The sequence below is a fragment of the Mucilaginibacter daejeonensis genome (assembly GCF_020783335.1).
Lineage (GTDB): Bacteria > Bacteroidota > Bacteroidia > Sphingobacteriales > Sphingobacteriaceae > Mucilaginibacter > Mucilaginibacter daejeonensis.
Genome location: NZ_CP086068.1, coordinates 3904428 through 3926806, shown reverse-complemented (window position 1 = coordinate 3926806; position 22379 = coordinate 3904428). Strand labels below are relative to the sequence as shown.

Here is a 22379-nt window from a genome sequence, read left to right as displayed (position 1 = left end):
CAAACCCGATATGTCAAAAATTAAAGTAGAAAATCCGGTAGTTGAACTGGATGGCGACGAGATGACCCGCATCATCTGGCAATTTATCAAAGACAAACTGATCGTGCCTTACCTGGATCTGGACATCAAATACTATGACCTTGGTATCGAGTATCGTGATGAGACCAACGATCAGGTGACCATTGATGCTGCCAACGCGATCAAACAATACGGTGTAGGTATCAAATGTGCTACCATCACTCCTGACGAAGCCCGTGTTGAAGAGTTCGGCCTGAAGCAAATGTGGAAATCGCCTAACGGAACCATCCGTAACATATTGGACGGTACCGTTTTCCGCGAGCCTATTGTAATGAACAACGTACCACGTTTAGTTCCAAACTGGACCGCTCCTATATGCATCGGTCGTCATGCTTTTGGCGATCAGTACCGCGCTACCGATTTTGTTACTAAAGGCAAAGGTAAACTGACCATCACCTTCACTCCCGAAGATGGCAGCGACGAGCAATCATTCGAGGTGTTCAACTTCAAAAGCGATGGCGTTGCTTTGGCTATGTACAATACCGACGAGTCTATCCGTGGTTTTGCTCATGCTTGCTTTAACCAGGCATTGATGAAAGGCTGGCCATTATACCTGTCTACCAAGAATACCATCCTGAAAAAATATGACGGTCGTTTCAAAGACATCTTTGAAGAGATCTACCAAGCAGATTACAAAGCTAAGTTTGCCGAGAAAGGTATCGTTTACGAGCACCGTTTGATCGATGACATGGTCGCTTCGGCCTTGAAATGGAACGGTAACTTTGTTTGGGCTTGTAAGAACTATGACGGCGACGTACAGTCAGATACCGTAGCTCAAGGTTTTGGTTCATTAGGTTTAATGACCTCTACTTTGGTTACTCCTGATGGCACTGTGATGGAAGCTGAGGCTGCACACGGTACCGTGACCCGTCACTACCGGGAACACCAAAAAGGCAACCCGACCTCTACCAACCCGATCGCTTCGATCTTTGCCTGGACCCGTGGTTTAGAGTTCCGTGGTAAACTGGACAACAACCAGGAGCTGATCGATTTTTGCCACACTTTAGAGCAGGTTTGTATCGAAACTGTTGAAAGCGGCAAAATGACCAAGGACCTTGCCATCACCATTAAGCCTAAGGTTGAGCACGGTGTAGATTACTTGTACACTGAAGAGTTCCTGGAAGCGATCAACGAGAACCTGAAAGCTAAACTGGGTAAATAATATCCTTTAAGCTTTTATAATAGCATGAGCCCCGCCCGATCATTCAGGCGGGGCTTTATGTTTTGAGGTGTAACCTGTTGGGCCGGACCGGCGTCAGAGCCGACAGACCTAAAGAACAATGAATATACCTTACACCTTACGCTATTGCATCGCCATTATGGCGTCTATTTTTGTGCTCGGGCAACTGCACGAAATGGCTCACCTTTTTGTGGTGCAGCTGGTTTGCGGCTGCGCAGGCCGGCAGATCGACCTGAACCTTTGGACCACAGGAGCCCAATGTAACAACTCTCAATATACCTACCTGGCCACGCTTGCCGGCCCCGTGTTCAGCTACGCCATGATCTGGACGGGTCACTTGATATTCCGGAAGAACGATGCCCGCTATTGGCCATTTGCCTTTGTGCTAGTTATGGGTAACCTGGTGTTCGCCCGTCTGTTCACCGCTGCTATAGGTGGGGGCGATGAGATCACTGTTTTGAAAGCACTGCTGCTGCCTCACATAGGCCCTTGGGGATGCCGGATACTTGGCTTTGCGATCGTGGCCTCACTCACCCTACCACCGATCCTAATGCTGTATAAGCGCATGACCAATGATCGCAAAGTATGGGTGCTGCTGGCCTTTTGCATATTGCCCATGCCGATCATGTACCTGTACGAGTTCAAGCTGCTGGGCATGGTATTGCATAGCGGATGGCTATCTACCCGCAGGTGGTTAGGCGTGCCCGATCTGGTGTACTTGCATACGTTGGCCATGGCCGTGCTGGCTTTGGTATTGAACCCTGCAAGGCTAAGGCCTGCCGCTCAACTCGGTATCGCCTGATCAAGTTAGCACATCTGCAAAACTATTTTGCCGGTTTTGTATTGGTATGTTTAATTTAGCACGTATTTCAATCGAACGAACATGTCAACACTCTATCCACTAAAATTTAAGACCATTTACAAAGACAAGATCTGGGGCGGCCAAAAGATCAAGACCTATTTACATAAAGACTTTGGTGATCTGCCAAATTGCGGCGAGACCTGGGAGATATCGGGCGTTAAGTCTGACGTGTCGGTAGTTGATGGCGGCGCTTTAAGTGGCGAGTCATTGGCTGATCTGCTGGTACAGTACAAGGACGAATTAGTAGGTAAGAAAGTGTATGAGCGTTTTGGTGATGAGTTCCCGCTGCTCGTAAAATTCATCGATGCCAATGATGATCTTTCTATACAGGTACATCCGAACGACGAGCTGGCCAAAAAACGCCATAACTCATTTGGCAAGACCGAAATGTGGTATGTGATCGAAGCTGACCCGGGCTCGAGCCTGATCTCAGGCTTTAACAAAGATGTGGATCAGGACGAGTATGTAGAGAAACTGAACAGCGGCCACCTGACCGATATACTGAACCGCGAAGAGGTAAAGGCCGGTGATGTTTTCTTTTTACCTGCTGGCCGTGTGCACACCATAGGCAAAGGTTTACTTATCGCTGAGATACAGCAAACATCAGACATCACCTACCGCATTTACGATTTTGACCGTGTTGATGATCACGGCAACAAACGCGAATTGCATACTGAAGAGGCCTTGGCCGCTATCGACTACAAAAAATACCCGAACTACCGCACCGAGTACACCCCTAAAAAGAACGAGGATGTGCCACTGGTAAGCTGCGAGTACTTTACCACCAACGTATTGGACTACACCGAGAACGTGAGCAAGGACTACTCTGCGTTTGATTCATTCGTGATCCACGTGTGTTTGCAAGGTGCCTACACCATCAATTACAATGGCGAAAGCTACGAGGTGAAGATGGGTGACAGCATCCTGCTGCCTAACACCGTAGATAAGGTGGAACTGACCACCGAAGGTGGCTTCAAGATACTGGAAAGCTACATCGCTTAATTAGCCGACCTGATGTTCACCAGGTATAACTCCTAGATCGGGCTGGAGATAGCGCTTCCCGTAGCGCTGATCCTGATCGGTACGGACGTGTTAATGGTGGTCAAAGAGGCATGGGTGGGAGTTATGATCGTGAGCATAATAGGAGCGCTTATCGCTTATACGTTCAAAACGACCTTTTACCTTTTAAATTAAGATGAGTTGGTGGTCAAGAGCGGGTTCTTTGTGAATTTAAATATCGATGCGAATACGATCAAAAGCGTCAAGGCGACGCGGAACCCGTTAAGTGCTCCGGCGATCTCTTTGGACAGGCTGGAGATTGCTTACGGGAAATATGACACCATCATGGTGTCACCCAAAGACAGAACAGGCTTCATTGCCCAACTGTTGAATGATCATCCTTCCATCGCGGTCGAATTGACCAAGTAAAGCATCAATTCTAAAAACAAAGAGTGCTTAGCTGATGAAGCTAAGCACTCATTTTATATAGCTAATAGTTTGCCGAACATTTGCTGATGCCAGCTGTTCTTGAGTGGTACTTCCCATTTGGTCTGCAGTTCGTTAAGGTCTTTCACCAGGTTGTTGAATACGATGGTATCGGCGGTGATCTTGCCGTTACTGATCAGTTCCTCAAACTGGGCGCGGGGTGCCGATAGTATTTGTTCACCGTCGCGGTAGGCAAGGTTGAAGCGGTCGAAAAGGTCGATACCGAACTCGGTCTCGATGTCTTTCAGGAAACGCACCGACTTGTCTATCGAGCAGCCGCTGGCACCGGCCTGGCTTTCATCTACCACCAGGATGATGAAGCGGTTGTACTTGACCTGCGCACCGGCCAGCAACTGGTGGTCATGGGCGGTCCAGCTTTGTGTAAAATCGTTCAGCTTTTGCTGTAACTCTTCAGCCTGCTGATCGTTTAACGCTTTGTTCGACTGGTATATCCAAACTCTTGAGTTCTCAGAAAATCGCATACGCAAATGTACCAAATTTGTAAATTGAATAGGAAGGGTCTGTTGTCATGATCACATCAGGTTTTGCCAGGCTTAAAAGTTTGCTTTTGGGTGGCGCGGTGCTGAGCGTGGCCAGCGGTTTTACCTATGGTAGTTACCATTTGGATAAGATGAGCGCCATTGAGTGGGGGAGCCGGTGCTTTTACCAGAACTTTGATCACTTAGCCGAGGCTAAGCTTAAAGGCTGGGACTTTAAGCTCACTGATGACTCCTTTTTACGCTTCCGTAAAACGTATGCTACCGGCAAGCAGGAATACTACTCGTTCAACCTGCGCAGCTTTAAGGATATGGATTACCTGGGCAATGTGAGCAGGGGAATGCTCCGCATCCGCACCAAGGCCGACGATGTGATCGTGCAAACCTTCAACGACCCTAAAGGCAACGTCGATTCGATGTCGACCACCATGAGGATCCCGCTGCGCGATATGAGCGCCGAGCGGGTGGATAGCCTCTTCAATACACTGCTTTATCTTAAAAACGCCCGCTGATCACGAGCCGCGTTTTACTTTGATCTTGCCTGTATAGGAGCCTACGCTGCCGGCCATGTCAGCCCCCTCTATGCGTATGGTGTAAGTGCCGATATCATCGGCCGTGTAAAAGCTTACCGTGGCCTTGCCATCTTTATTGGTGATGATGTTGGGCTCCCAGTGCACAGTGGCCCTGATGTCGGTCATGTCGGGTTTTGGGTCGCGGCGGTATTTGGGCGCGTAAAATTGCTTAGGCAGCATGAAGGGCAGCGGACGATATACATAAGTGCCTACCGCTTTTTTCAGGAAAGGCCCGGAACCGCTGCGGGTAGTGATCTCAATATATACGGTTTGCCAGGGCTGTGCCAGCGGCGGTAGGAAAGCCGAGTCATATTTGGACTGGTTCCCGGGTGAGGTCATCAATTCGATACCCTTGATCTCTTCGGCGTCGTAGTAATCCAGGTACTCTTTCAGGTATTCATACCTGGAGATGGTCTCAGGTTTAGTAGAGTCCACGTCTATCCCATCGATTATGAGTTTAAGCGGTGTCATACTCACCACCCAAAATGGGTATCCTTTTTTGTAGATCAATGCAAAGCCTTTCACGTTCCTTTCCAGCAGTTCACGCAGGCTCATCCGCCCTGACCGTTCCATGGTCTCCTGATCAATAATGATGTCGGCCTCGCCGGGGCCGTTGATGTTCTTGCTACCTCTCACCACCTTTTTGGCCTTCACCTCTACCGCTTTGAGCAAAGTTCCCCGGCTGATCCGTTGCTGCTCGGCCTTTAAGGTCATTTGTTTCTTTTTAGATACGAATGCCGTACTGTCGATATTCATGAACCACGGGATGGTACGTGTGGTGTTCGACGCGAATACAGGTGGTTTACGGTCTTCCATATCAATGCCCACATTGAAGCTCTTGCCGCGCTTATTTTTGGCCTGAATGAAGTATATGGCCGTGTCAGACACCGGGATGTGCTGAAAGGTGAATACGCCCCGCTGGTCGGTCACGGTATCGGTGAACATGGTGGGCTTTTTGGAGAACAAGGTGACGCCCGAACCTGCCACTGGTTTGTTGAAGATGTTAGTGACCTTGCCGGTGATCAGCGGTTCTTTCTCGGCCTGGTACTGCGGCGTGGCCGGAGCCTTTAACGCATCGGCCCATTCGTAGCCTACCCACCCTTGGGTGAGCAACAACTGGTCTAACTGCTGCCATTTTACCGGCGACGACGATGCGTGGGCGTAATAGCCGGGTGTTTCCACATCGCCCTTTAGTACGCCGGTGTAGCGCAGGGCCATCGCCATGCTATTATATTTCAGACTGTCAGTATCTACCTGCGTGTCGTCGGTCACGGCCAGTGAAAAGCTGCCTTGTACCGGTGCGCCGTCCTTATCGGTCACGGCCAGCTCCATAGATACACTGTCCCGCTGCAGGTAGGAGGACTTATGCGTACTCACCCTGATCTGCAGATCATCGGCATGGTCCATGTAGGCCAAGCGTTCGTTAGTGGGTTGGTAATTGGCGTCCGTCACAATAAAACGCGCCACACCGCTGGGAAATAGCTTGTTGGAGATGTGGATGTTCATCGGTAATTTGTTGGCTTGTATAGCCGCGCCATAGCACACCAACCCGCGCGAAAGGCCCATGAGATAGAACACCTTGCCCGAACTTACCACGTCGGGTGTGGCCGACAGCGCTATCGAGCAGGTATCCGAACCATAAGAGTTGCGTACCATCAAGGAAAGTCCTGATGCCGCCACGGCAGGGAGCGGATAGGTTTTGAACGAACCATTGGGTAACTTCACCCTTGCCGTATAGATTTCTCCTGCCTGCGGCATGAACGACAGCGCGCCAATGCCCTTGTAGTTGCTGCGGAACGTGGTGACCACTTGAGCCTTGCTATCCCGTATCTCGCCACTAACATCGACACCCGCTCCATACTCATTGATGGCCTTGAAACCTACCACCGCCGGGAGGCCGGCCACCAGCTTACCACCTTCGGGCATAAATTGTATGTCCATGTTCTCGGCACGGTCGAACAAGATAGGCATCACGATGCGGGGCGCCTCGCCGGTCTTGTCAATGTCCTGTAGGGTCAGGGACAGTGCCTTGAGGTTCACTTTTTCGGGTACGTCAAAGTTCACGTCGATTATGCCGCTCAGGTCGGTAGTTACCTTGCTTTTGACAACGGTGCGCCGTCCATCTGTCACCCGTAGCTGCATATCGCGCAGCATCACGGCCGACCGGTCCATTTGGCCTACATGCAGGCTCAGCTTCACGTTCTGTTTATTGCCCACTTGCGCAATGGTTGCGCGTTGGTCAAATATGCGGTCATTGCCTTTGGCGTTGGAGATGTAGAAACGTTGTTTGAATACCACCTGCTCGGGAAAATTGCGCATCCAGTTGGTGTACGCCCGAAGGGTGTAGCCACCCTGTGCAAAAGTTTCAGAGTCGAGGGGCACATTGCCAAGCCCCAGACCCCAATAGATGGGTAGCATCGCGCGTTTCACCACACGGTCGCTATCATTGGCCAACTCAAAATACAGCACCCCGCTCTTGACCGATGACTGCCATAACGCCCGATCGAACACGTAGGCTTTGAACCACAAGGTATCGCCCGCATTGTATGCTGGCCTGTCGGTATGAATGTAGATCTGCTCTGCCGCCGCATTAGTGGCCTGATCGTTCACCTGTCGCACCAGTTGCTTGATACCTGAGGGCAAAGCAGGGCCCTGCGCCATTGACGCATGAACCGTGAACAGCAGTAAGGTTAACAGGCATAGGAAAAGGTTCTTCATAAGGCAATGGATCAGGTCGGTCAGTTGGTCAGCGTAAATATAATTACAGTTATGCAGTATGGGTATGAAGTGTGGCCAGTAAGTGAATTTTTTTCGATATTTATTTGTCTTGCGCTCAATCACTTATCCTGATATCGGCGCTTTATGGTTCAAAACAGGTCAACTTTTTTCAAAATAAATTTCAATAAATAAAAAAAGAAGCTACATTTGCAGTCCCAAAACGGCGGTACCATAGCTCAGATGGTAGAGCAAAGGACTGAAAATCCTTGTGTCACTGGTTCGATCCCAGTTGGTACCACAAACGTCAGAAGCCTCTTAGTTAACGCTAAGGGGCTTTCTTGTATTTAAGAAGCCTCTGTGCACTTTCCGCGCGGTTTTCTAATCTGTTGGTTGTCTTAATTACTTTGTAGTTGCAATCATTACTTTGTCTCTTCTTGTACTGGTTTCCTCCTTTCTATGCTGTTTTTGGCGACGATTTGGCGACGTTTTGTGTCCCACTTGCCTTACTCGGGTCGTATATTTAAACTGTACATACACCGAGCGTCCCTAGCATTCTTGATGATTGATAATGTATTTCCATTTGTTTTGTTGTTAGTTTACGTGCGAACACTCAGGCTAGGGAGCAATTAAGTCAAGGAGGAACGGAATAAATGATGAACTGAGCTTAAGCATGTGTTTATGCCGTAGTTCCTTGAAACGTGTTGCTCCCGTCGCCTAACTTTGCTTGAGTATCAAAACAACAAACCAGTCTTTCCAACTAAGTTATTATAACATCCTACCAACCTCTAAAGTCATTAAGGGACAGCTACAGATACAGATCCAATTGCGCAACCTTAGTGAATGACCTAATACGCTGTATCTTGTTGAAACCGCTATCATAGTAGACCTCAACGTAAAAGCTGCTCACGTTATATAGTTGTACCCATAAGTCACCCTCTTTGCGATCACCTAAGAACGTACCTGCCCAAACAGCGTCATACTGTTCGGCCTCGCTCATTCGTATGAAATCATAATGGGTGATCATCATGGCAATATAACTTTTAAATAGACACGGCAGGCCATAGCTCCCTACGTTTTACCCGTTCTGCGGCACCTGTGACGGCGAAACCTTCAAAGCCCTCCAGATTGCTTATCGATGCAACCTGATTTTCGTAACCTACTGAACGAAGTTTAGTAAGTACTGCTTCATCATCCAATTGCAGATCAGCAGCTGTGATCAAGCCTTTAAGCAAGGCTGCCTTCAACAGTTCGGCCATTCGCTGATTAGCGAATAGGTATTGCGGTTTTTTAAAGTACTGCTCATTCAGCTTCTTGAACTTTGTGGTTATCCAGCGTGCAGCTATGTCAGTTGATAATGTAAATTGCCTACCCTCAACAGTGAGGCTTGTGAGAAAATGCCTCACATCACCAAGATCGACCATACCGGCATGATACAGATCCCGTAACGTATAATCGATACGATCTGCACATAACTCGGGTAATGGTCGTTCTAAAAGGCTGTGGTCCTCAAAGTGCTTCAACGCCTGATCATAGCCGTACTTCTCTAATATCATAGGTATCTCCGACCTTGCGATCACCTCCTCAAAGATCTGCTCGTGGTAATCCTCGCCTGGGTGATCGAATACCTGATCGCCAACATGAGAGAACGCCGTGTGTGACACATCATGCAGCAAGGCTGCGATCTGTTCATCGACACTACCGCCAAAGTTGCGAAGTAACCAGAACACACCTAACGAGTGCTCAAAGCGCGTATGTTGTTGGGCCGGGTCGACCAAAAATATAGCACCGCCTTGATGCACACCTTTCAAGCGTTGCATAGGTGCTGATAAGATCAGCTCTTCCAGTACGCCTTCTACAACGAACCTTCCGTATAAAATATCTTCTAAGATCAGCATAGCTTTCTCCTTATGACCTTGACGGCCGTTCTACGTTAAAATAAACAGGTACCGTCCTCATCCTTGGCATCGAACCAGTCGCCTGACTTGTTACCGGCACCATTGACGCTCTTACCGACCACACGCCTAATGAGGGCGCTGTTCTCGATCGGCTGTAGCACCTTAGCCCGTTCGCTGTACGGTAACTCTCTGTCAAGCCATATCTTTACCTGTCCAGGCGTCAAGATCACCGGCATACGGTCATGTATCTCTCCAATGATCTGGTTAGGTTCCCGTGTAATGATGGTACAGCTTAACACAGGTGCTTCCAGTTTGGTATTATAGTCCCACAAACCCGCATACATCATCATGCTACCATCGGCCATGCTAAAGTGGTACGGCACTTTATCCTTCCCTTTGCCTTTCCATTCATAGAAGCCATCGACCGCGATCACACAATGACGCTGACCTAATAAGTGCTTGAATGATGCTTTATCGTGCATGTCCTCACTTCGGGCGTTCGATGTTTGATACTCAGGAAAGCTCGTACACCATGACGGTATCAGCGGCCAGTGCAAGTGTCTCAACTTTAAGAGTAAATCTTAGCCCCTTACATAATCCTTTTGATACAGCCTATCCTGTTTTAAACAAGCAAAGACCCTTAAAATTATCTTGTACCTGATAGCATTCAACATTGCCATCTTTGGTTTTCCCTCTTCCTGTGTCTTCCTTAGGTAATAAGTCTTCAAGTCTGAGTCTCTTGAAACTGATGCCATTGCACAGATGTGAAGCAGTGCTTTTACCTTTTTATTGGCTATTGGAGAGACTCTTGCGCTTGTAATAGCCGTGCCAGACTCTTTGCGGAAAGGAGCTACACCGGCATAGGATGCATATTTTTTAGGATCTGTTATGTTTAAATATTCATTGGTTGTGACGATGATCTGTGTAGCTGTAACAGGCCCTACATAAGGCACAGACGTGATAATCTCGAACAATCGTTTTAAACGTTCATCAGAAGCTATTAGTTCTAATATAGCTTTATCCACCTTAGCAACATCATTCTTTAGCGCGATCAAGCTGTCATTACATAGTACACTGTGAAGTTTGACGATTTGAGGGGTTAGAAATTCATTCTGTTCCTTTAAAGGCACCTTCAATGAGTTCTGTAGCGTGAGTAATCGGAAACGTAAGGTTGATAAGTGGGATAATTGAACTATGATAGACCTCCGTTGCTGCCACAGCTTTAAATCATCCCTTGATCTGAACAAGTAGGTCGCAATTCTTATAGCGTCAAGTTTATCATACTTTCCCCGCATCTTCCCAAGTGAGTTTCTGATGTGAACGGAGTCTTCCAATACAACATGAGCCTTAACCTTCTTTAAAGTATTTAACAAGTGATTGGTATAAATTCCAGTTTGCTCCATTCCAAAGATAACCTTACTGAAAGTTATCCCATCTATGTCCTTCAAGTCTTTGATAAATGAAAGTATTGCAAGTGTTTCGTTTTGTACTTCTCTACAGAAGAGTAGCTTCCTGCCATGCATTACTGCAAAATCAAGCTTATTCCGAGATACATCAACTCCAATGTAGTGCGTATAGTTTCTAGACCTTGATACCATTTTTTCTGATGAATTGAAGATGAATTAGCAGGGCGGATTGAGATTAAATCAAAGTACAGGCTTTGAATCCTACGACTTTTGCTAATGCGCTCAACCCTAAAGCTGTACGGCCACGCTAAACAACAAGAGCTTTCTTCAATTCTTAGGCCTTGAAACCTTGGTCGCCTATTAAGCTTATTTGAAGTTAGTCCGACATTACAACTCCTTTACCCTGCACTCTCATCACTGCTTACTAGTTGGCAATCAAAAGAGTATAACAAATGTAAGTTAGCTTGCTGTTCAAAACAAGATGCCTTGAGACTATGTGCTATATGGTGCTATGATGCTACTTCAAGTAAAGAAAGTAAGTATTTCTCCCTTTTTGTAGATAGGGTGTAATCACCTGCTGCGTAGCTCTTAAGGAAGGTTATATTGCATCCCGTTAACCAAATCTAAACCTTATTGAAATATGGCAAGCTATCAAGTTGTATGCATCACTAAACCTAACGCACAAAGCTCCCATGAGCACATTACTCATATCGGTTATGACACTTTGTTCAAGCGAGGAATTATAACTGTAGAGGAAGCCATCAAACGTATCGAAGCCAATAGTCGGGAGTTCTATGTAGAAACTCCGGCAGGGTCGGCTTATGTCAAAGTAGAGAGACCAGAAGGACGAAGACCATACATTCGCACGGTACCAGACCATACAGAGAAGGACAACTTACTAAACTTACCCCAATGCTAATATGAGATTCAAACTTACGATCATGCTAGTCGTAACCATGCTAGCAGCTAACTTTTCATTTGCTCAACGAGTTCGTTATTCCGGTCGAACGCACTCTTCAAGCCACGGTGGTCATTATAATGGAGGCTCAGGAAGCTCTCACAAGGGAGGACATTATCGTAATGCTAGAACCAGCAATCACTACGGTAGACATAAGTACTAAATGAAGGTACCTTCGGCTACCTTTAGTAAACCCTATCATGACAAAAAGATTTCTTTACCTTCTACTCTTAGCTACATTAAGTATTGGATTCAATCAGCCTTCGATAGCTCAAAAGAAACATGCTAAGCACGTCAAGAAGGCAGTAAGAAAAGAAGCAACAGTATATGTAACTCGAACTGGCAGTAAGTATCATGAAGAGTATTGTAGCTATCTCAGATATAGTTCAATACCTATGAAGAAGAGCGATGCTCAGTCAAGTGGCTACACTGCATGCAGCAGATGTAACCCTTAATAATAAATTGAAATTCAAATCAAATGGCAAGATGTACAGCACCAAGATATGGCCACCGCACTGCAAGTGGAAGAGATGCATGTCCTGCATGTGGTGGTAGCAGTCGCTATGGCAGCTATCGTTCTTACGATTCATACTCATCGTCTTATTCTTCATCGACAAATTATTCGGGAAGAAGTAGTGGCGGCACTTCAGGAAGAAGTAGCAAGCCGCGTTGGTCCCGTTCCAGTTCTCCTGTCTACTATACCCCTGCTGAAGTAGTTACGCTTACACCTGTACGTAATAATGTAGAGAAGCGAGTATCATTACCTGATTTACGGGATGTCTTTCTCTGCCATGCGTGGGATGACCGACAAGGAGCTGCTAAAGAGCTACATGACCTACTCGAGTCAAAAGGGGTCTCGGTGTGGTTTAGTGAAAAGGATGTAGCACTAGGTTCCCCTTTACTTCGGGAGATTGACAAGGGATTAGCAAAGTCACGAGTCGGGATAGTCTTGGTAACACCAAATTTCCTAAGCCGAATACGAGGAGAGGGGATTGCTGACAAAGAGCTCTCGGCACTATTAGCAAGAGATCTACTTGTTCCGATTGTTCATAATACGACCTATGAAGCGTTAAGAGAAGTAAGTCCTTTATTGGGTTCACGAAGTGGCCTTAGCACATTTGAGAACACAATGTCAGACATTGCGGCAAAGTTGGGTGAGCTAGTATCTCCAGAATGCGTATAGCCCAAGCTTATTTGCTGAACGGCAATAATAAGGCAAGGTGGAGATTGAGTAATTGCGGAGGCCCCCGGTAGGGAAACCCAATTACGAGATACTAGCTTGAAGCTAGCTCAACCTGTGTGCCGGGTGGCTCAGCTAACTCTGAGTAGAGAATGGCGTTCCTTAATTAAGCATTAACTTCCTATAGATCTACTGTTGCTGCTATTCATTCAGGTTTAAAATTAAATGGCCAGCGCTGATTATACTTTGCCTTAGTATCACTAAGCAAATCAAAGATGTCTTTTTCCAGTTCTTTAAAGTCAGCATAGCTTAAATTCTTGCCTTCAGGGCGAAACTCGGTTTCTGTAAGTTTAAGAAAGGTTTGCAGGCCTATGCTAGACGTTGCTTGCATATGGATGCTGTGATATTCTTCAGTAAGCTTAATAGACTTCATTACCAATTTCAATCTATCATCTAAGTCGGGATGAGTGCCTCCACGTATATCAGTGTTTTGTAGAGAGTAGAACATCGTAAAAATGCCAACGATTGCACCTATTGCTATCATATACCTTTGCCTATCATCACTTGCAGTTGACAGCATGCAATCAAGTGCATAAGAATCAGCTTGCCGTTCCATGTTACGTATACGCCTCACATCGTCAATCGTCTTCTCGTAATACCTTCCCTTGACTCTTTGGATGAACTGTGTTAGATCGCGATGCAGGACTAAATGACCCAACTCATGGAACATCAAATAGCAAACAGCATATAAAAAAATTGTGTTAGCGCCTTCGACGTATGGTTCGTTAGAACTTGGATACACCGTGTTAGAAGGCCATTCACTGTGAAAAGAGTTTAACGAACGTCCCCAATAAAACGTATGGTTCATTTTGTTTACAACAGGTGTCTGCTCTAATATAACTACAGGCTTATCTTGCATTGCTGCTTTGTAGTATAAGTCTTGCATTCCTGTAAAAAAATAGCAGCATGTCCACACGTATGAAAGGTGGTTTACGTTTAACTTAATGAGATTACTGTTGAGGTCGGCAACAGGTGTACGCGCGGGTTCTTCATCTTCCGTTAATTCAATACCTATCGTAGCTTTAGAGATTCCTGCCCTCCGTACTTGGCTTAGTTGACTAGCAAAGTGTTCAAATGCTTCCTTAACATTGTGATCAAGATAATGAATAGGTCTTAGTTGTTCTTCCATTTGCTATTTAACTCTAGAAATAAAGTTAAGAACTCCAATATACATTGTCTGTACCTGCTCCTTTGTATACTCATCGTACTTTCCATGCGCGGCACTGTTTCTAATACCCAACCAAGCTGTAACTTGCTTTTGATCCAATGCATTGTATGCTTCGGCTTTTTTTAAGTCAGAGTTTAAGGTATCAGCTTTTTTTGGTACTTCATCACTACCCTTGAGCATTTTAGTTTGTATCTTGTAGGTGTCGCAAAGCTCTCTGAGATGTTCTTCAAGTGTTGAACCAATCATGACTGCCGCTGCGTCTTTGTAGCCTTCCTCCAGAAGATGTTCACTCATTTCCAAGAAATCTGAGAAAATATCGGCCGTCACCAACTGCCTAATCGTATATAGCCATCCTTGTTCAACCTCAACCTTTATTTGCTGTAGAATGTTAGTTGCCGCCCTAATGCCGGATTCGTACTCACTTCGCATTGTTCGGGTAAAAGTGGTATAGTAACTATGTTGCTCACCATACAGCTTACCAATGAATGAAAGACCAGCGGACGAGAAACCAATTCTATCCGCATAATCAACAACCTTCAAAGAACCATCTGCCTCTAGTTTAGCGTTCGCCGCCAAACTGATTAAGTAATCTAACTGTCTTATGAGTTCATCTGATTTCATCCTTCAATATAGTTGCTTGTTTAGATATTGCGAACCGTCCCTCGAATTGAGCGAGGGTCTAAGCAAAGGGAGCCGTTAGGCGCCTGCTTAGAAATGCTTATAAACACTAGCGCTGCTCAAGCTTCTTCTTTTTCTATCTTATCAGGCTTGATGACCTTAGATGGGATAACTTCTTTTATGTTAGAAGCTAACGAGCCGACAGTATCATTGAAAAGCTTTGTAAATGAATCTCTAAGTTCTGGTACAGTCTCCAACGCTTTCTGAAAACCTTTGGATGCCAGCAATTCTTGTATTGGACTGCTATGTTCCTCTTCCCCTACGAGCCTTAAAGGTGCCTCCTCAAGTCTAGTCAAGGTAGATGAAAATAGTCGTGCTACAAATTGTTCATCGATATTAGCTGCTTCTCGTCTATAACCTTCGTAAGCCTTTGCTATAGAAGCTTTGTAAGCATAGTCTTCTGCAAGTTTGAAACGTTGACTAATTTGCCTAGTAGCTAACCATGCAAACCACACTGGAGCTGCTAAAGCTAGTGCAGATAAAACAAGGTGTATGCTTATAACGCCCCACGAAGGGTTGACAGAATCCAACTTCGCAACAAGCACTGCGTACCTACTTGATCCTAACCAAATACTTCCACTTAAGGCTATTATTAAACCCAACACCCAACCGTAGATTGACCAATTTAAGGCTTTGCTTCTCTGATTAAAGGCTCCGGCTAGTCCTTTACTTGTAGTGATGCGATAAGCAATCTCACACTGTTCAACTAGCTTGTCCGCTTCCTCTTTCTTTACTTTAATATGGTCCGCGTCGGTCAAAGCCGCCTTGGCACTTAGCTCAGCCTTAACTTTAAATTCAGAAGACTGTGTGCTTAGTTGATCAATAGTATTACGGGCAGATCTTAATGACTGAAGGTCTGTAGGAAGTGATTCCGCTGCTGCATATGCATCTTGGATTACCTTAATTTGGCCTTCAAGTTTGGCTTTGTCAGGAACAATTTCCTCAATGCCAGCTTGTAAACCTTTAAGGCGGTTGGCAAGGCGGTTCGGCATTGCCTTGGTGTCAGCCAACACCTGCCAGCTTGTTAGTGGCTGCAAGACGAGTTCAGCAAAGTACATTGTATTAAAGAATGTAGATACAGCCATATGTCCGTTACCATTATAGAAATGTGGCACCGTGTTGCCTATAAGTTTTTTGACATTCGCGGCTAGGTTGACCACCGTATCCTTCATTTCAGGACTGAGCTCTCGAATTTCCGCCTCTTTCAGCCTATTTGCTATAATTAAAGGTCCCTCGCTCAATTCATTTTTGTTCAGTGGTACGGTGAAGGCCCAGTTGTCTATCAAGTCCGTATCACTGGCCCATCCAGCTACAATAGCTTCAGCGAGTTCTTCCAAAACTTCGCATAGGTCTTCAATCTCTTTATTCATGTTAAGGTTTTAAGTCTGCCTAATATACGAATTAGGAGGCTGGATGAGCGCGAACTTAAATGCAAAAGCCAAGCTACAAGCTTGGCTTTATACATAAGCTAATATACAGTCAATCGCAGTATATAACCGTGAATGTATGGAGCAAATCAGCCAGTGGCGAGTTTTTGGCGGTTCATTATGGCGTTTGTGCTTCAATAGGCATCCGGCTCGGGTTGTCTTTTCTCTTCACTGGTAATTGTCGCTTCGGCTGTAACTAGATTGACGGAAATGGAAATGACCATATGGTGTTCTTCATCTAAGTTTACGTCCTTACAACCACTATATCTTTCCACGGTATAGTTCACCTCGAAAGAACCGTTGCCGTCTGTGTCAACGTCAGAGGACTGATATTCATACCAAGTATGTGCACCATCATGATAGGCAGATAGTAATCGAACAACGCCTTGATGGTTCTTTAGTTCCTCGTCCAAGAGGTCTAACCTGTCGTGGTTGTCGGTTTGAAGCGCTTCCACACAAGCGTTTGATAAATTTAAGGTTGTAGTTTCTACCATCGTTATAACATAAGATTGCAAGATATCGCTTTTCAACGATCAAAGCCAATTTGCTGTCAAGGCGGTGTACTGCAATTTGTCTAAAGGTGATGTAGGATGCAGCACCTACTTGCCTCTAATTTCACGCCTTTCTTTAGCAATTGCCGGTGCTACGTAAATTGTATTAAGAAACTGATCGCAAAGTTCGAGTATGTCACCAGCGTCTTCCTCACTAACCACGTCTTTGTTAGGGTGCGCCGCGTCATTGCCAATCCATCTAATTACGTGAGCCCACTCCTTCAAGTCGTTCGTTATGATTCCCCTTATTTGTAAATCATCTATTTGTTTAACTAGGTCCCGTTGAGCGGTGCCTTTGTCGATACATGTAGACTGTATAGCCCTCCTAGCTAAAACAGCGCACCCTCTGAAAGCACTGACACTAAAACACCGCTTTGCTTCCTCTAAATCTAATCTTATACCTTCAGGTATTCGTAAATCTGTAGGTGTTGGCATTGGTGTCGGGTATATTGTGTCACCATCGGCATGAACTAACATAGGCTTTTGACAGTAGTTACATAATCCTATCCACCACTCACCATCACCGAGCCACATAGCTGGTGTTTCTTCTACAATACCGTATTTTCCCGTGTAACGTGTTGGTGCAGGACTTACAGCGGTATGCCGGTGGCAAAACGGACAGTAGATAGATATATTTTTCATAACTCAAATATAAGTATACAATAGTAACTACAATATGCATTACAACTGTATAGACAGCATAGAACTTGTTTGCGAACCGTCCTGCGAATTGAGCTCGGGTCTAAGCAGAGGGAGCCGCTAGGCGGCTGCTTAGAAATGCTTACAAACACTGGCGCTGCTTTTGAAGCGAAGGTTGGCGCGTATAAGGCCAATCAAAAGCTGTGACAGCGTGCCGCCCGAGCGAACAGCAGGTGAGCCAAGCAAGGTGAGCGTGTTAGCTTATAAAGAATGCAGCGTAGCTTAATGTTTATAAGTTAAGAGGCAGCGAACATGATGAACTCGCTTGCGACCTGCAGCAATTGTGACGAGCCAGCCGTATGGCTGATGAAGTGAGGTGTGTGCATCGCACTTACCGAACGTAATGCAGCTTGGCGCTATTGGTGTGGAGCTTAAGAGTGAAGAATACCTATCTTCCTGCGATAGCCAGGAGGAACAACCCTAAAGATCCAGGGAATGCCTTTCTCGCGTAAACACCCTCTTCGAGCTAAGGCATACTATGGTTCTGACCGTTACCGCATAGGATCTGTTCGTTAGCCGAAATGATGCTATGGTTGGAGCTGTAAATTATCTATCTTGCTAACACTTAAACAATATTACAGATCATGGCTAATGTTACTATAATTAAAGAAGTGTCGAATGGCACAGAAGGTGCCTGGAAACTTTGTTTTCAATGGTGTGAGTATGTCTACAGTGAAGGCGACACAGATCATGGGTATAGATTTATTTGGCGACGTCCAGACGGCTCGCTACAAGCTGCAAGGGGGCAGGCAAGGATTCCAAGTTTTGCTGACATGCAAGAATTAATATCACTAGCCGCTCGTGAAGGATGGCTTATAACTGCCGAATCTGATATATAAGATATAAAAGCCTACCTCATTCAAGGTAGGCTTTGGCGTTAGATATAGTACTGTTTGTGATCAGGCTTGTGCAGCAAGTTCGGATGTTGGTCAGCTATAAGTTGTTTGATATAGTGATAGATACCTTTTACTATTAAGTATGGCGACTTGATGATCACCACCAATACGGCAAACAGTATCATCAGCAGGAAATACCACTGGTTGCCTTCAGGATTCTCCTTAGTTTGCGGTAGCATACTCGTAAGTGTAAGAATGTTCTCTTGTGCCAACGATTGAGGTCACTTTAGATGGGTATCCGTCGCTGTTATATGTGTAGATGAAGTTAGCAGTGAAGCCATCTTCATTACCTGTCAATGGGTTGTTCGTGCCAAGTACATCACCGATACCACTAACCTGATATGTTCTAAAATAGATCCAGTACGGCAATGAGCTGGCTAGATTGCTTTTATTGTCAAAGGAATTGTAATTGAAAGCATATGTTCTGGGCGTTGTATAGTACTCCGTTTCCACCCTCTTACTATTGTGCCCGTTAGCGTCATATGTGTACTCAATTCCGATCTGCGGACTGAAACCTGTATCCATGCGCCATGTAGCAAGTCTGCCATTTTGATAGGTTAGCGTGTTGCCTCTAACGGTGTTATCATAACGTGTAAATGCTACAGTGGCAATGTTGCTACCATTGTATGTTACATCAGCTTTTCTATAACCGTATTGACCACTTGAGATGGTAGTGCCTGTCAGTTGGCTTTGTGAGTTGTAATTAAAGGTGTGAGCCTCGGCAAATGTGCCGTTGGCTTGCTTGTCCAGATTTGCCTTTATAAGTTGCTTGCCATTGTATAAGAACTCGGCAATTACCTTTCCGTTATCCACTCCGGGAGTAACGTTGGTGATCTTGGTGAGGAGTACGGTCGGTTGCGTCGAACTTGGTTTGTCCGTGTTCGAGTCCCCGCTTTTTGAGCATGAGGTTGCCAATAAAGCTGCACTTAGCAGCAAGGTGGTCAGTTTGTTCATCTTTATAAGTTTTTGTGTTAAAGGTGTTATTGAAACGGTAAGTTGTTTAGTCAAGAAAGCCAATGATCACCCACAGGATGAGAAAGACCAGGATCCAGTAAAGCGTGAGCATCACTATAAGCGTAACGGCGAAGTTATCCCATAAGGTGGTGAAGAACGGGTCAATGATGGCATCCCAGCCACCAAAGACATTCATCCAAAGAAGATAAATGATATAGCCAAACCAAATAAGCCGCTTCGGCCCTTTTGGTAGTGAGTTATATGCCTCAGTCATTACTCGGCTTTGCTTAGATAACAGATAACTTGGCTGCCTTTGAACTTGGTGATCAAGCTGCCTCCGAGCTGTGCAGGTTGGGAAAAAGGTATTCTTAAAGGCACCAGCATTTGTTTTGCAAGCATCAAAGTGTCTTTGGTAGGATAAAGTATGTATCGGTATATAACTTCGTCCTGATGGATCTCTTGCTTATAGAAAACGTTACCATCCTTGGTCTGGTCCATCGCTAATATCAAGCTCTCGCTCCCTGTGGTGCCGGTGATAGAAGCGAAGTCCTTTTGGTACTTGATGTTGTACTGCTTTGACAGGCTTGTGCGCTGTAGTATCTCAAACGCAGTGTCATTGTCAGCGTAACGTGTTCTATTGAAAAAGAAATGTTGGTCATCCTGTGTGACCTTGTAAACTACATAACGGCCGCTGCTGTCGCTTTTACAACTTGTAAGAGCCAAGGCGAAGGTGCCAAAGGCTGAAATAAGAAAAGTTTTCAATGTGATGGGTTGAAGTACCGAAGCAGTCCTTCATCGGTGGGTATATAAAACAAGAGCGTGGAACTGCAACTTAGTCCACACACCCGAGGCTCTGGCGGAGCCCAATGCAACAGACGGTCACAGCCCACGCTTTCGCATGAGCATTTGACTTGTCTGTTCTTGTTGCATTAAGAGATCGCCAGATTTCGGGGTGCAAGAACAAAGCAAACGCTTTAAATCTTTATTATATGTTTAAGTATGATACTGTCTGTATATGCCTCCTGTATTGGTCTCAAGCAAAGTTAAGCAGCAGAACGATACGTTAAGCCACTTTACGCAACTTTCTTTTCAATGGCTGCTTGTAGGGTATCACCTCCAGTGTATGAGCACTTTTGCCGCGTTCTTCCATATAATCAAATAGTTCCGTGCACTCGGTTATCACATTATAAGTTGAAACGCAATCTTCAATGTTGACGGAAGTATGCTCTTGAGATGTCAACTTGTAAAGTATGCGCATGAACCTCGAAGTAAGCTCTGTGTGATCGCTGTCGCTGCTAACGCCTATCTCAAAGCCGAAATGGATACAGTAGGTATCTACAGGACAGATCAAGCATAAATAGATGATCGGTGATACGAACTCATGCACCTTGTTCATAAAGATTGGTTTAGAACGGTCGGCCTGTACAAGCGCACAGCGAAGCTCGTGCTGCACCATGGTCGCGATCAATGCTTTGGCCTGCTTTAGTATTTTGAAGTAAGCCTTACGCACCTCTATATTATAGGCTGCGGTCTGTGGGTCAATAGTTTTATTGGTCTTCATTGTGTGGGTGTAGTAACATGCGTGATGCTTTGCCACCACGCATGTTTGATAGATGTTTTTAAGCAGCTTGGTTTGAGTGAACGGTGTCCTTCTTGTAGTTGTCAAGCGTTTCGGAGTGCTTCAGAGCATCATCATACTTACTGTAATGATAGGTGTACTCTTCTAGCCGGTCCTCGATGCTGTGTTTTGTGACCTCCACGCTTGTCAACTTGTAAATGATACGTGGGATAAGACTATCCAAGTACGGCCCAATATGTGGTTTAACTCTTGGGTTCTTTGCAAAAGAGATCATTCGCTTACCGTAGTACTCAGCAACACTTATGTAGACAAGCGGTGAGTAAAAGGAATGAGAATTGTTGTTTGTGCCAGTACGTTCAACATACGTACGCAATGGTTCTGTTGGAAAGTTAGCTAATAGGTCTTTAACCTGTTTGATCACCGCATGGTAGGCTTTCTCTACTGCCTCGTTCGCGATCTTAACACTTTGGTCTTGCTTGTTAGATGTGTTCATAATGACTAGATTGATGTAGTTTTAAAATGAAGAAAGCCTGGTGCTATTGCACCAAGCTTTCGGTTAATTACTGGTAAGGGTTCGGCTCTAAGCCAAGTCGGTAAAAGGCTGCTCTACCTTGATGGTGTAACACCTTATGAAAGAAGGTATCGAAGTCAGGCCATCGCTTCTTCTCATAGGCTTTATCATGCAGCCCTAACTCACGCATGTAGACGCGGATCTCCTGCTCATAAAGGCAATGGTCGAACCAATATTCCATCTGATAGCAGTAGGCACCATCACAATCAAGGTTCAAGTAGACCGATGGGCCGAGAAACGCATGAACAGTGACAAGAGAACCCGATGGATGCGTCTTGAAGTTTCGCTCGAATACTAAAGGTTTTTCAGGCCTTAACAACTCCTTTACTCTATTTACAAGGAAGGGAAAGTTGGTGTCAAGTGACAGGTTGATCGAATATTGTGCAGAGTTATGTTTGCGTTTCAGCGCTGTTATCCAGTATGGTATCATGGTGTTGGTGGGTTACTTGATGGTTTGTATCTATTGCGGGATGGTCATGAAAAAAGCCGCTATAGTAGCGGCTTAGTAGATGTTCGGTAAGGTATAATTGCATGCAGGCCAACTTATAAGGATGAAGGTTGGTTGCATTTTTACAAGTTGGAAAGGTTGCCAGATCTTGGATCAGGCATTCTTCATAGAGATATATAGCAGGAAGCGTTTAGCGATACGTTCTTCAAATTGCTCTGGCTGAGAGACAGGGCGGCCGCGTATATTATTTGCTTTCCTCAAGATCAAGCGCGGGGGGTTAATTCAGGTCTGGGTGGGGAGGCTTAACTCATCCAAAATTTTACAGCCGGGGGGACTAGTAAGTAAACAGTCAATGTGTCACCCTTAGAAGCTGAACTTTCGTATCCGTCGTGTTACAGTGGACAAATTGAATAATCTTACGCGTTTCAGCGCTTGAACTGATCAATATTGCGAGTGTGTGGGCTACAATATGCACTATCTAAGGTTTGAACTATCAAAAGGCTGCCAGTTTCAAATC

Annotated in this window: 26 protein-coding genes, 1 tRNA gene and 1 pseudogene; 10 read left to right on the top strand and 18 right to left on the bottom strand. The window is 45.5% G+C overall.

Annotated elements, in window-relative coordinates:
* Positions 1-10 precede the first annotated feature (10 nt).
* The 4 genes from LLH06_RS16745 to LLH06_RS16730 all read left to right on the top strand — a co-directional run bounded on the left by LLH06_RS16745 (position 11) and on the right by LLH06_RS16730 (position 3548).
* Positions 11-1240 carry an NADP-dependent isocitrate dehydrogenase gene (locus tag LLH06_RS16745; RefSeq protein ID WP_228170438.1) on the top strand — a complete coding sequence of 410 codons (1230 nt, stop codon included), beginning with the start codon at positions 11-13 and terminating at the stop codon, positions 1238-1240.
* 118 nt (positions 1241-1358) lie between these two features.
* Positions 1359-2060 (top strand): hypothetical protein, encoded by a 702-nt coding sequence (locus LLH06_RS16740; RefSeq protein WP_228170437.1) that lies wholly within the window; start codon positions 1359-1361, stop codon positions 2058-2060.
* Positions 2061-2141: 81 nt separating this feature from the next.
* Positions 2142-3122: a type I phosphomannose isomerase catalytic subunit gene (locus LLH06_RS16735; protein WP_228170436.1), complete on the top strand. Its 981-nt coding sequence runs from the start codon at positions 2142-2144 to the stop codon at positions 3120-3122.
* Positions 3123-3323: 201 nt separating this feature from the next.
* Positions 3324-3548, top strand: coding sequence for a PH domain-containing protein (locus tag LLH06_RS16730; RefSeq protein ID WP_228173307.1), 225 nt, complete (start codon positions 3324-3326; stop codon positions 3546-3548).
* 53 nt (positions 3549-3601) lie between these two features.
* Here the strand turns inward: LLH06_RS16730 and LLH06_RS16725 are convergent, their stop codons facing one another.
* Positions 3602-4087: an ABC transporter ATPase gene (locus tag LLH06_RS16725; RefSeq protein WP_228170435.1), complete on the bottom strand. Its 486-nt coding sequence runs from the start codon at positions 4085-4087 to the stop codon at positions 3602-3604.
* 47 nt (positions 4088-4134) lie between these two features.
* Here LLH06_RS16725 and LLH06_RS16720 point away from each other — a divergent pair, with 47 nt between their 5' ends.
* On the top strand, positions 4135-4614 hold the full coding sequence (locus LLH06_RS16720; protein ID WP_228170434.1) for a hypothetical protein: 480 nt from the start codon (positions 4135-4137) through the stop codon (positions 4612-4614).
* Here the strand turns inward: LLH06_RS16720 and LLH06_RS16715 are convergent, their stop codons facing one another.
* Positions 4615-7392, bottom strand: a complete 2778-nt coding sequence (locus LLH06_RS16715; protein WP_228170433.1) for a hypothetical protein — start codon at positions 7390-7392, stop codon at positions 4615-4617.
* A gap of 225 nt (positions 7393-7617) precedes the next feature.
* Here LLH06_RS16715 and LLH06_RS16710 point away from each other — a divergent pair.
* Positions 7618-7690, top strand: a tRNA-Phe gene (locus tag LLH06_RS16710).
* 507 nt (positions 7691-8197) lie between these two features.
* On the opposite strand, the gene LLH06_RS16705 is transcribed toward LLH06_RS16710, so the two are convergent.
* From LLH06_RS16705 to LLH06_RS16690, 4 genes are read right to left on the bottom strand one after another with little or no spacing between them, the layout of a single operon-like run.
* Positions 8198-8419 carry a hypothetical protein gene (locus tag LLH06_RS16705; protein WP_228170432.1) on the bottom strand — a complete coding sequence of 74 codons (222 nt, stop codon included), beginning with the start codon at positions 8417-8419 and terminating at the stop codon, positions 8198-8200.
* A 13-nt stretch (positions 8420-8432) separates the two neighbouring features.
* Positions 8433-9287, bottom strand: a complete 855-nt coding sequence (locus LLH06_RS16700; RefSeq protein ID WP_228170431.1) for an HD domain-containing protein — start codon at positions 9285-9287, stop codon at positions 8433-8435.
* A 35-nt stretch (positions 9288-9322) separates the two neighbouring features.
* Positions 9323-9844: an SOS response-associated peptidase gene (locus LLH06_RS16695; RefSeq protein WP_228173306.1), complete on the bottom strand. Its 522-nt coding sequence runs from the start codon at positions 9842-9844 to the stop codon at positions 9323-9325.
* A 24-nt stretch (positions 9845-9868) separates the two neighbouring features.
* A complete protein-coding gene (locus tag LLH06_RS16690; RefSeq protein WP_228170430.1) occupies positions 9869-10885 on the bottom strand; it encodes a transposase in 1017 nt (338 codons plus the stop codon).
* A 448-nt stretch (positions 10886-11333) separates the two neighbouring features.
* Here LLH06_RS16690 and LLH06_RS20815 point away from each other — a divergent pair, with 448 nt between their 5' ends.
* The 3 genes and pseudogenes from LLH06_RS20815 to LLH06_RS20810 all read left to right on the top strand — a co-directional run.
* Positions 11334-11612, top strand: a complete 279-nt coding sequence (locus tag LLH06_RS20815; RefSeq protein ID WP_394800294.1) for a DUF3892 domain-containing protein — start codon at positions 11334-11336, stop codon at positions 11610-11612.
* A gap of 542 nt (positions 11613-12154) precedes the next feature.
* Positions 12155-12367, top strand: a complete 213-nt coding sequence (locus tag LLH06_RS16685; protein ID WP_228173324.1) for a hypothetical protein — start codon at positions 12155-12157, stop codon at positions 12365-12367.
* Between the two features lie 71 nt (positions 12368-12438).
* A pseudogene (locus LLH06_RS20810) lies at positions 12439-12834 on the top strand (toll/interleukin-1 receptor domain-containing protein); the annotation flags it as partial.
* A 202-nt stretch (positions 12835-13036) separates the two neighbouring features.
* On the opposite strand, the gene LLH06_RS16675 reads toward LLH06_RS20810, so the two are convergent.
* The 5 genes from LLH06_RS16675 to LLH06_RS16655 all read right to left on the bottom strand — a co-directional run bounded on the left by LLH06_RS16675 (position 13037) and on the right by LLH06_RS16655 (position 17357).
* Complete coding sequence (locus tag LLH06_RS16675) at positions 13037-14020, bottom strand: phage exclusion protein Lit family protein (RefSeq protein ID WP_228170429.1); 984 nt, start codon at positions 14018-14020, stop codon at positions 13037-13039.
* 3 nt (positions 14021-14023) lie between these two features.
* A complete protein-coding gene (locus LLH06_RS16670) occupies positions 14024-14680 on the bottom strand; it encodes a hypothetical protein (RefSeq protein WP_228170428.1) in 657 nt (218 codons plus the stop codon).
* Positions 14681-14796: 116 nt separating this feature from the next.
* Positions 14797-16107 carry a hypothetical protein gene (locus LLH06_RS16665; protein WP_228170427.1) on the bottom strand — a complete coding sequence of 437 codons (1311 nt, stop codon included), beginning with the start codon at positions 16105-16107 and terminating at the stop codon, positions 14797-14799.
* Between the two features lie 191 nt (positions 16108-16298).
* Positions 16299-16658, bottom strand: coding sequence for a hypothetical protein (locus LLH06_RS16660; RefSeq protein WP_228170426.1), 360 nt, complete (start codon positions 16656-16658; stop codon positions 16299-16301).
* Between the two features lie 105 nt (positions 16659-16763).
* Positions 16764-17357, bottom strand: coding sequence for a DUF4145 domain-containing protein (locus tag LLH06_RS16655; RefSeq protein WP_228170425.1), 594 nt, complete (start codon positions 17355-17357; stop codon positions 16764-16766).
* Between the two features lie 641 nt (positions 17358-17998).
* On the opposite strand from LLH06_RS16655, the gene LLH06_RS16650 reads away from it, so the two are divergent.
* Positions 17999-18253 carry a hypothetical protein gene (locus tag LLH06_RS16650; RefSeq protein ID WP_228170424.1) on the top strand — a complete coding sequence of 85 codons (255 nt, stop codon included), beginning with the start codon at positions 17999-18001 and terminating at the stop codon, positions 18251-18253.
* 38 nt (positions 18254-18291) lie between these two features.
* Here LLH06_RS16650 and LLH06_RS16645 read toward each other — a convergent pair whose 3' ends face one another.
* From LLH06_RS16645 to LLH06_RS16615, 7 genes are all read right to left on the bottom strand, one after another.
* Positions 18292-18489: a hypothetical protein gene (locus LLH06_RS16645; protein WP_228170423.1), complete on the bottom strand. Its 198-nt coding sequence runs from the start codon at positions 18487-18489 to the stop codon at positions 18292-18294.
* Complete coding sequence (locus tag LLH06_RS16640; protein ID WP_228170422.1) at positions 18473-19264, bottom strand: hypothetical protein; 792 nt, start codon at positions 19262-19264, stop codon at positions 18473-18475. The genes LLH06_RS16645 and LLH06_RS16640 overlap by 17 nt, the downstream gene beginning before the upstream one ends.
* 46 nt (positions 19265-19310) lie before the next feature.
* Entirely contained in the window at positions 19311-19460 is a 150-nt protein-coding gene (locus tag LLH06_RS16635; RefSeq protein ID WP_228170421.1) for a hypothetical protein, read from the bottom strand.
* A gap of 77 nt (positions 19461-19537) precedes the next feature.
* The gene (locus tag LLH06_RS16630; protein ID WP_228170420.1) at positions 19538-20026 is read right to left on the bottom strand and encodes a hypothetical protein; all 489 of its coding nucleotides are present in this window, start codon (positions 20024-20026) and stop codon (positions 19538-19540) included.
* Positions 20027-20327: 301 nt separating this feature from the next.
* Positions 20328-20825: a hypothetical protein gene (locus LLH06_RS16625; protein ID WP_228170419.1), complete on the bottom strand. Its 498-nt coding sequence runs from the start codon at positions 20823-20825 to the stop codon at positions 20328-20330.
* A gap of 58 nt (positions 20826-20883) precedes the next feature.
* The gene (locus LLH06_RS16620; protein WP_228170418.1) at positions 20884-21336 is read right to left on the bottom strand and encodes a hypothetical protein; all 453 of its coding nucleotides are present in this window, start codon (positions 21334-21336) and stop codon (positions 20884-20886) included.
* A 67-nt stretch (positions 21337-21403) separates the two neighbouring features.
* Entirely contained in the window at positions 21404-21844 is a 441-nt protein-coding gene (locus tag LLH06_RS16615) for a hypothetical protein (RefSeq protein WP_228170417.1), read from the bottom strand.
* Positions 21845-22379 lie beyond the last annotated feature (535 nt).

Bases quoted from the DNA above. Each gene is read 5' to 3' on its own strand.
- LLH06_RS16705 (WP_228170432.1), bottom strand. From the start codon at position 8,419: ATGATGATCACCCATTATGATTTCATACGAATGAGCGAGGCCGAACAG.
- LLH06_RS16735 (WP_228170436.1), top strand. From the start codon at position 2,142: ATGTCAACACTCTATCCACTAAAATTTAAGACCATTTACAAAGACAAG.
- LLH06_RS16700 (WP_228170431.1), bottom strand. From the start codon at position 9,287: ATGCTGATCTTAGAAGATATTTTATACGGAAGGTTCGTTGTAGAAGGC.
- LLH06_RS16625 (WP_228170419.1), bottom strand. From the start codon at position 20,825: ATGAAGACCAATAAAACTATTGACCCACAGACCGCAGCCTATAATATA.
- LLH06_RS16720 (WP_228170434.1), top strand. From the start codon at position 4,135: ATGATCACATCAGGTTTTGCCAGGCTTAAAAGTTTGCTTTTGGGTGGC.
- LLH06_RS16740 (WP_228170437.1), top strand. From the start codon at position 1,359: ATGAATATACCTTACACCTTACGCTATTGCATCGCCATTATGGCGTCT.
- LLH06_RS20815 (WP_394800294.1), top strand. From the start codon at position 11,334: ATGGCAAGCTATCAAGTTGTATGCATCACTAAACCTAACGCACAAAGC.
- LLH06_RS16635 (WP_228170421.1), bottom strand. From the start codon at position 19,460: ATGAATGTCTTTGGTGGCTGGGATGCCATCATTGACCCGTTCTTCACC.
- LLH06_RS16620 (WP_228170418.1), bottom strand. From the start codon at position 21,336: ATGAACACATCTAACAAGCAAGACCAAAGTGTTAAGATCGCGAACGAG.
- LLH06_RS16640 (WP_228170422.1), bottom strand. From the start codon at position 19,264: ATGAACAAACTGACCACCTTGCTGCTAAGTGCAGCTTTATTGGCAACC.
- LLH06_RS16715 (WP_228170433.1), bottom strand. From the start codon at position 7,392: ATGAAGAACCTTTTCCTATGCCTGTTAACCTTACTGCTGTTCACGGTT.
- LLH06_RS16660 (WP_228170426.1), bottom strand. From the start codon at position 16,658: ATGGTAGAAACTACAACCTTAAATTTATCAAACGCTTGTGTGGAAGCG.
- LLH06_RS16745 (WP_228170438.1), top strand. From the start codon at position 11: ATGTCAAAAATTAAAGTAGAAAATCCGGTAGTTGAACTGGATGGCGAC.
- LLH06_RS16615 (WP_228170417.1), bottom strand. From the start codon at position 21,844: ATGATACCATACTGGATAACAGCGCTGAAACGCAAACATAACTCTGCA.
- LLH06_RS16685 (WP_228173324.1), top strand. From the start codon at position 12,155: ATGGCCACCGCACTGCAAGTGGAAGAGATGCATGTCCTGCATGTGGTG.
- LLH06_RS16645 (WP_228170423.1), bottom strand. From the start codon at position 18,489: ATGCTACCGCAAACTAAGGAGAATCCTGAAGGCAACCAGTGGTATTTC.
- LLH06_RS16650 (WP_228170424.1), top strand. From the start codon at position 17,999: ATGGCTAATGTTACTATAATTAAAGAAGTGTCGAATGGCACAGAAGGT.
- LLH06_RS16655 (WP_228170425.1), bottom strand. From the start codon at position 17,357: ATGAAAAATATATCTATCTACTGTCCGTTTTGCCACCGGCATACCGCT.
- LLH06_RS16725 (WP_228170435.1), bottom strand. From the start codon at position 4,087: ATGCGATTTTCTGAGAACTCAAGAGTTTGGATATACCAGTCGAACAAA.
- LLH06_RS16665 (WP_228170427.1), bottom strand. From the start codon at position 16,107: ATGAATAAAGAGATTGAAGACCTATGCGAAGTTTTGGAAGAACTCGCT.
- LLH06_RS16690 (WP_228170430.1), bottom strand. From the start codon at position 10,885: ATGGTATCAAGGTCTAGAAACTATACGCACTACATTGGAGTTGATGTA.
- LLH06_RS16675 (WP_228170429.1), bottom strand. From the start codon at position 14,020: ATGGAAGAACAACTAAGACCTATTCATTATCTTGATCACAATGTTAAG.
- LLH06_RS16670 (WP_228170428.1), bottom strand. From the start codon at position 14,680: ATGAAATCAGATGAACTCATAAGACAGTTAGATTACTTAATCAGTTTG.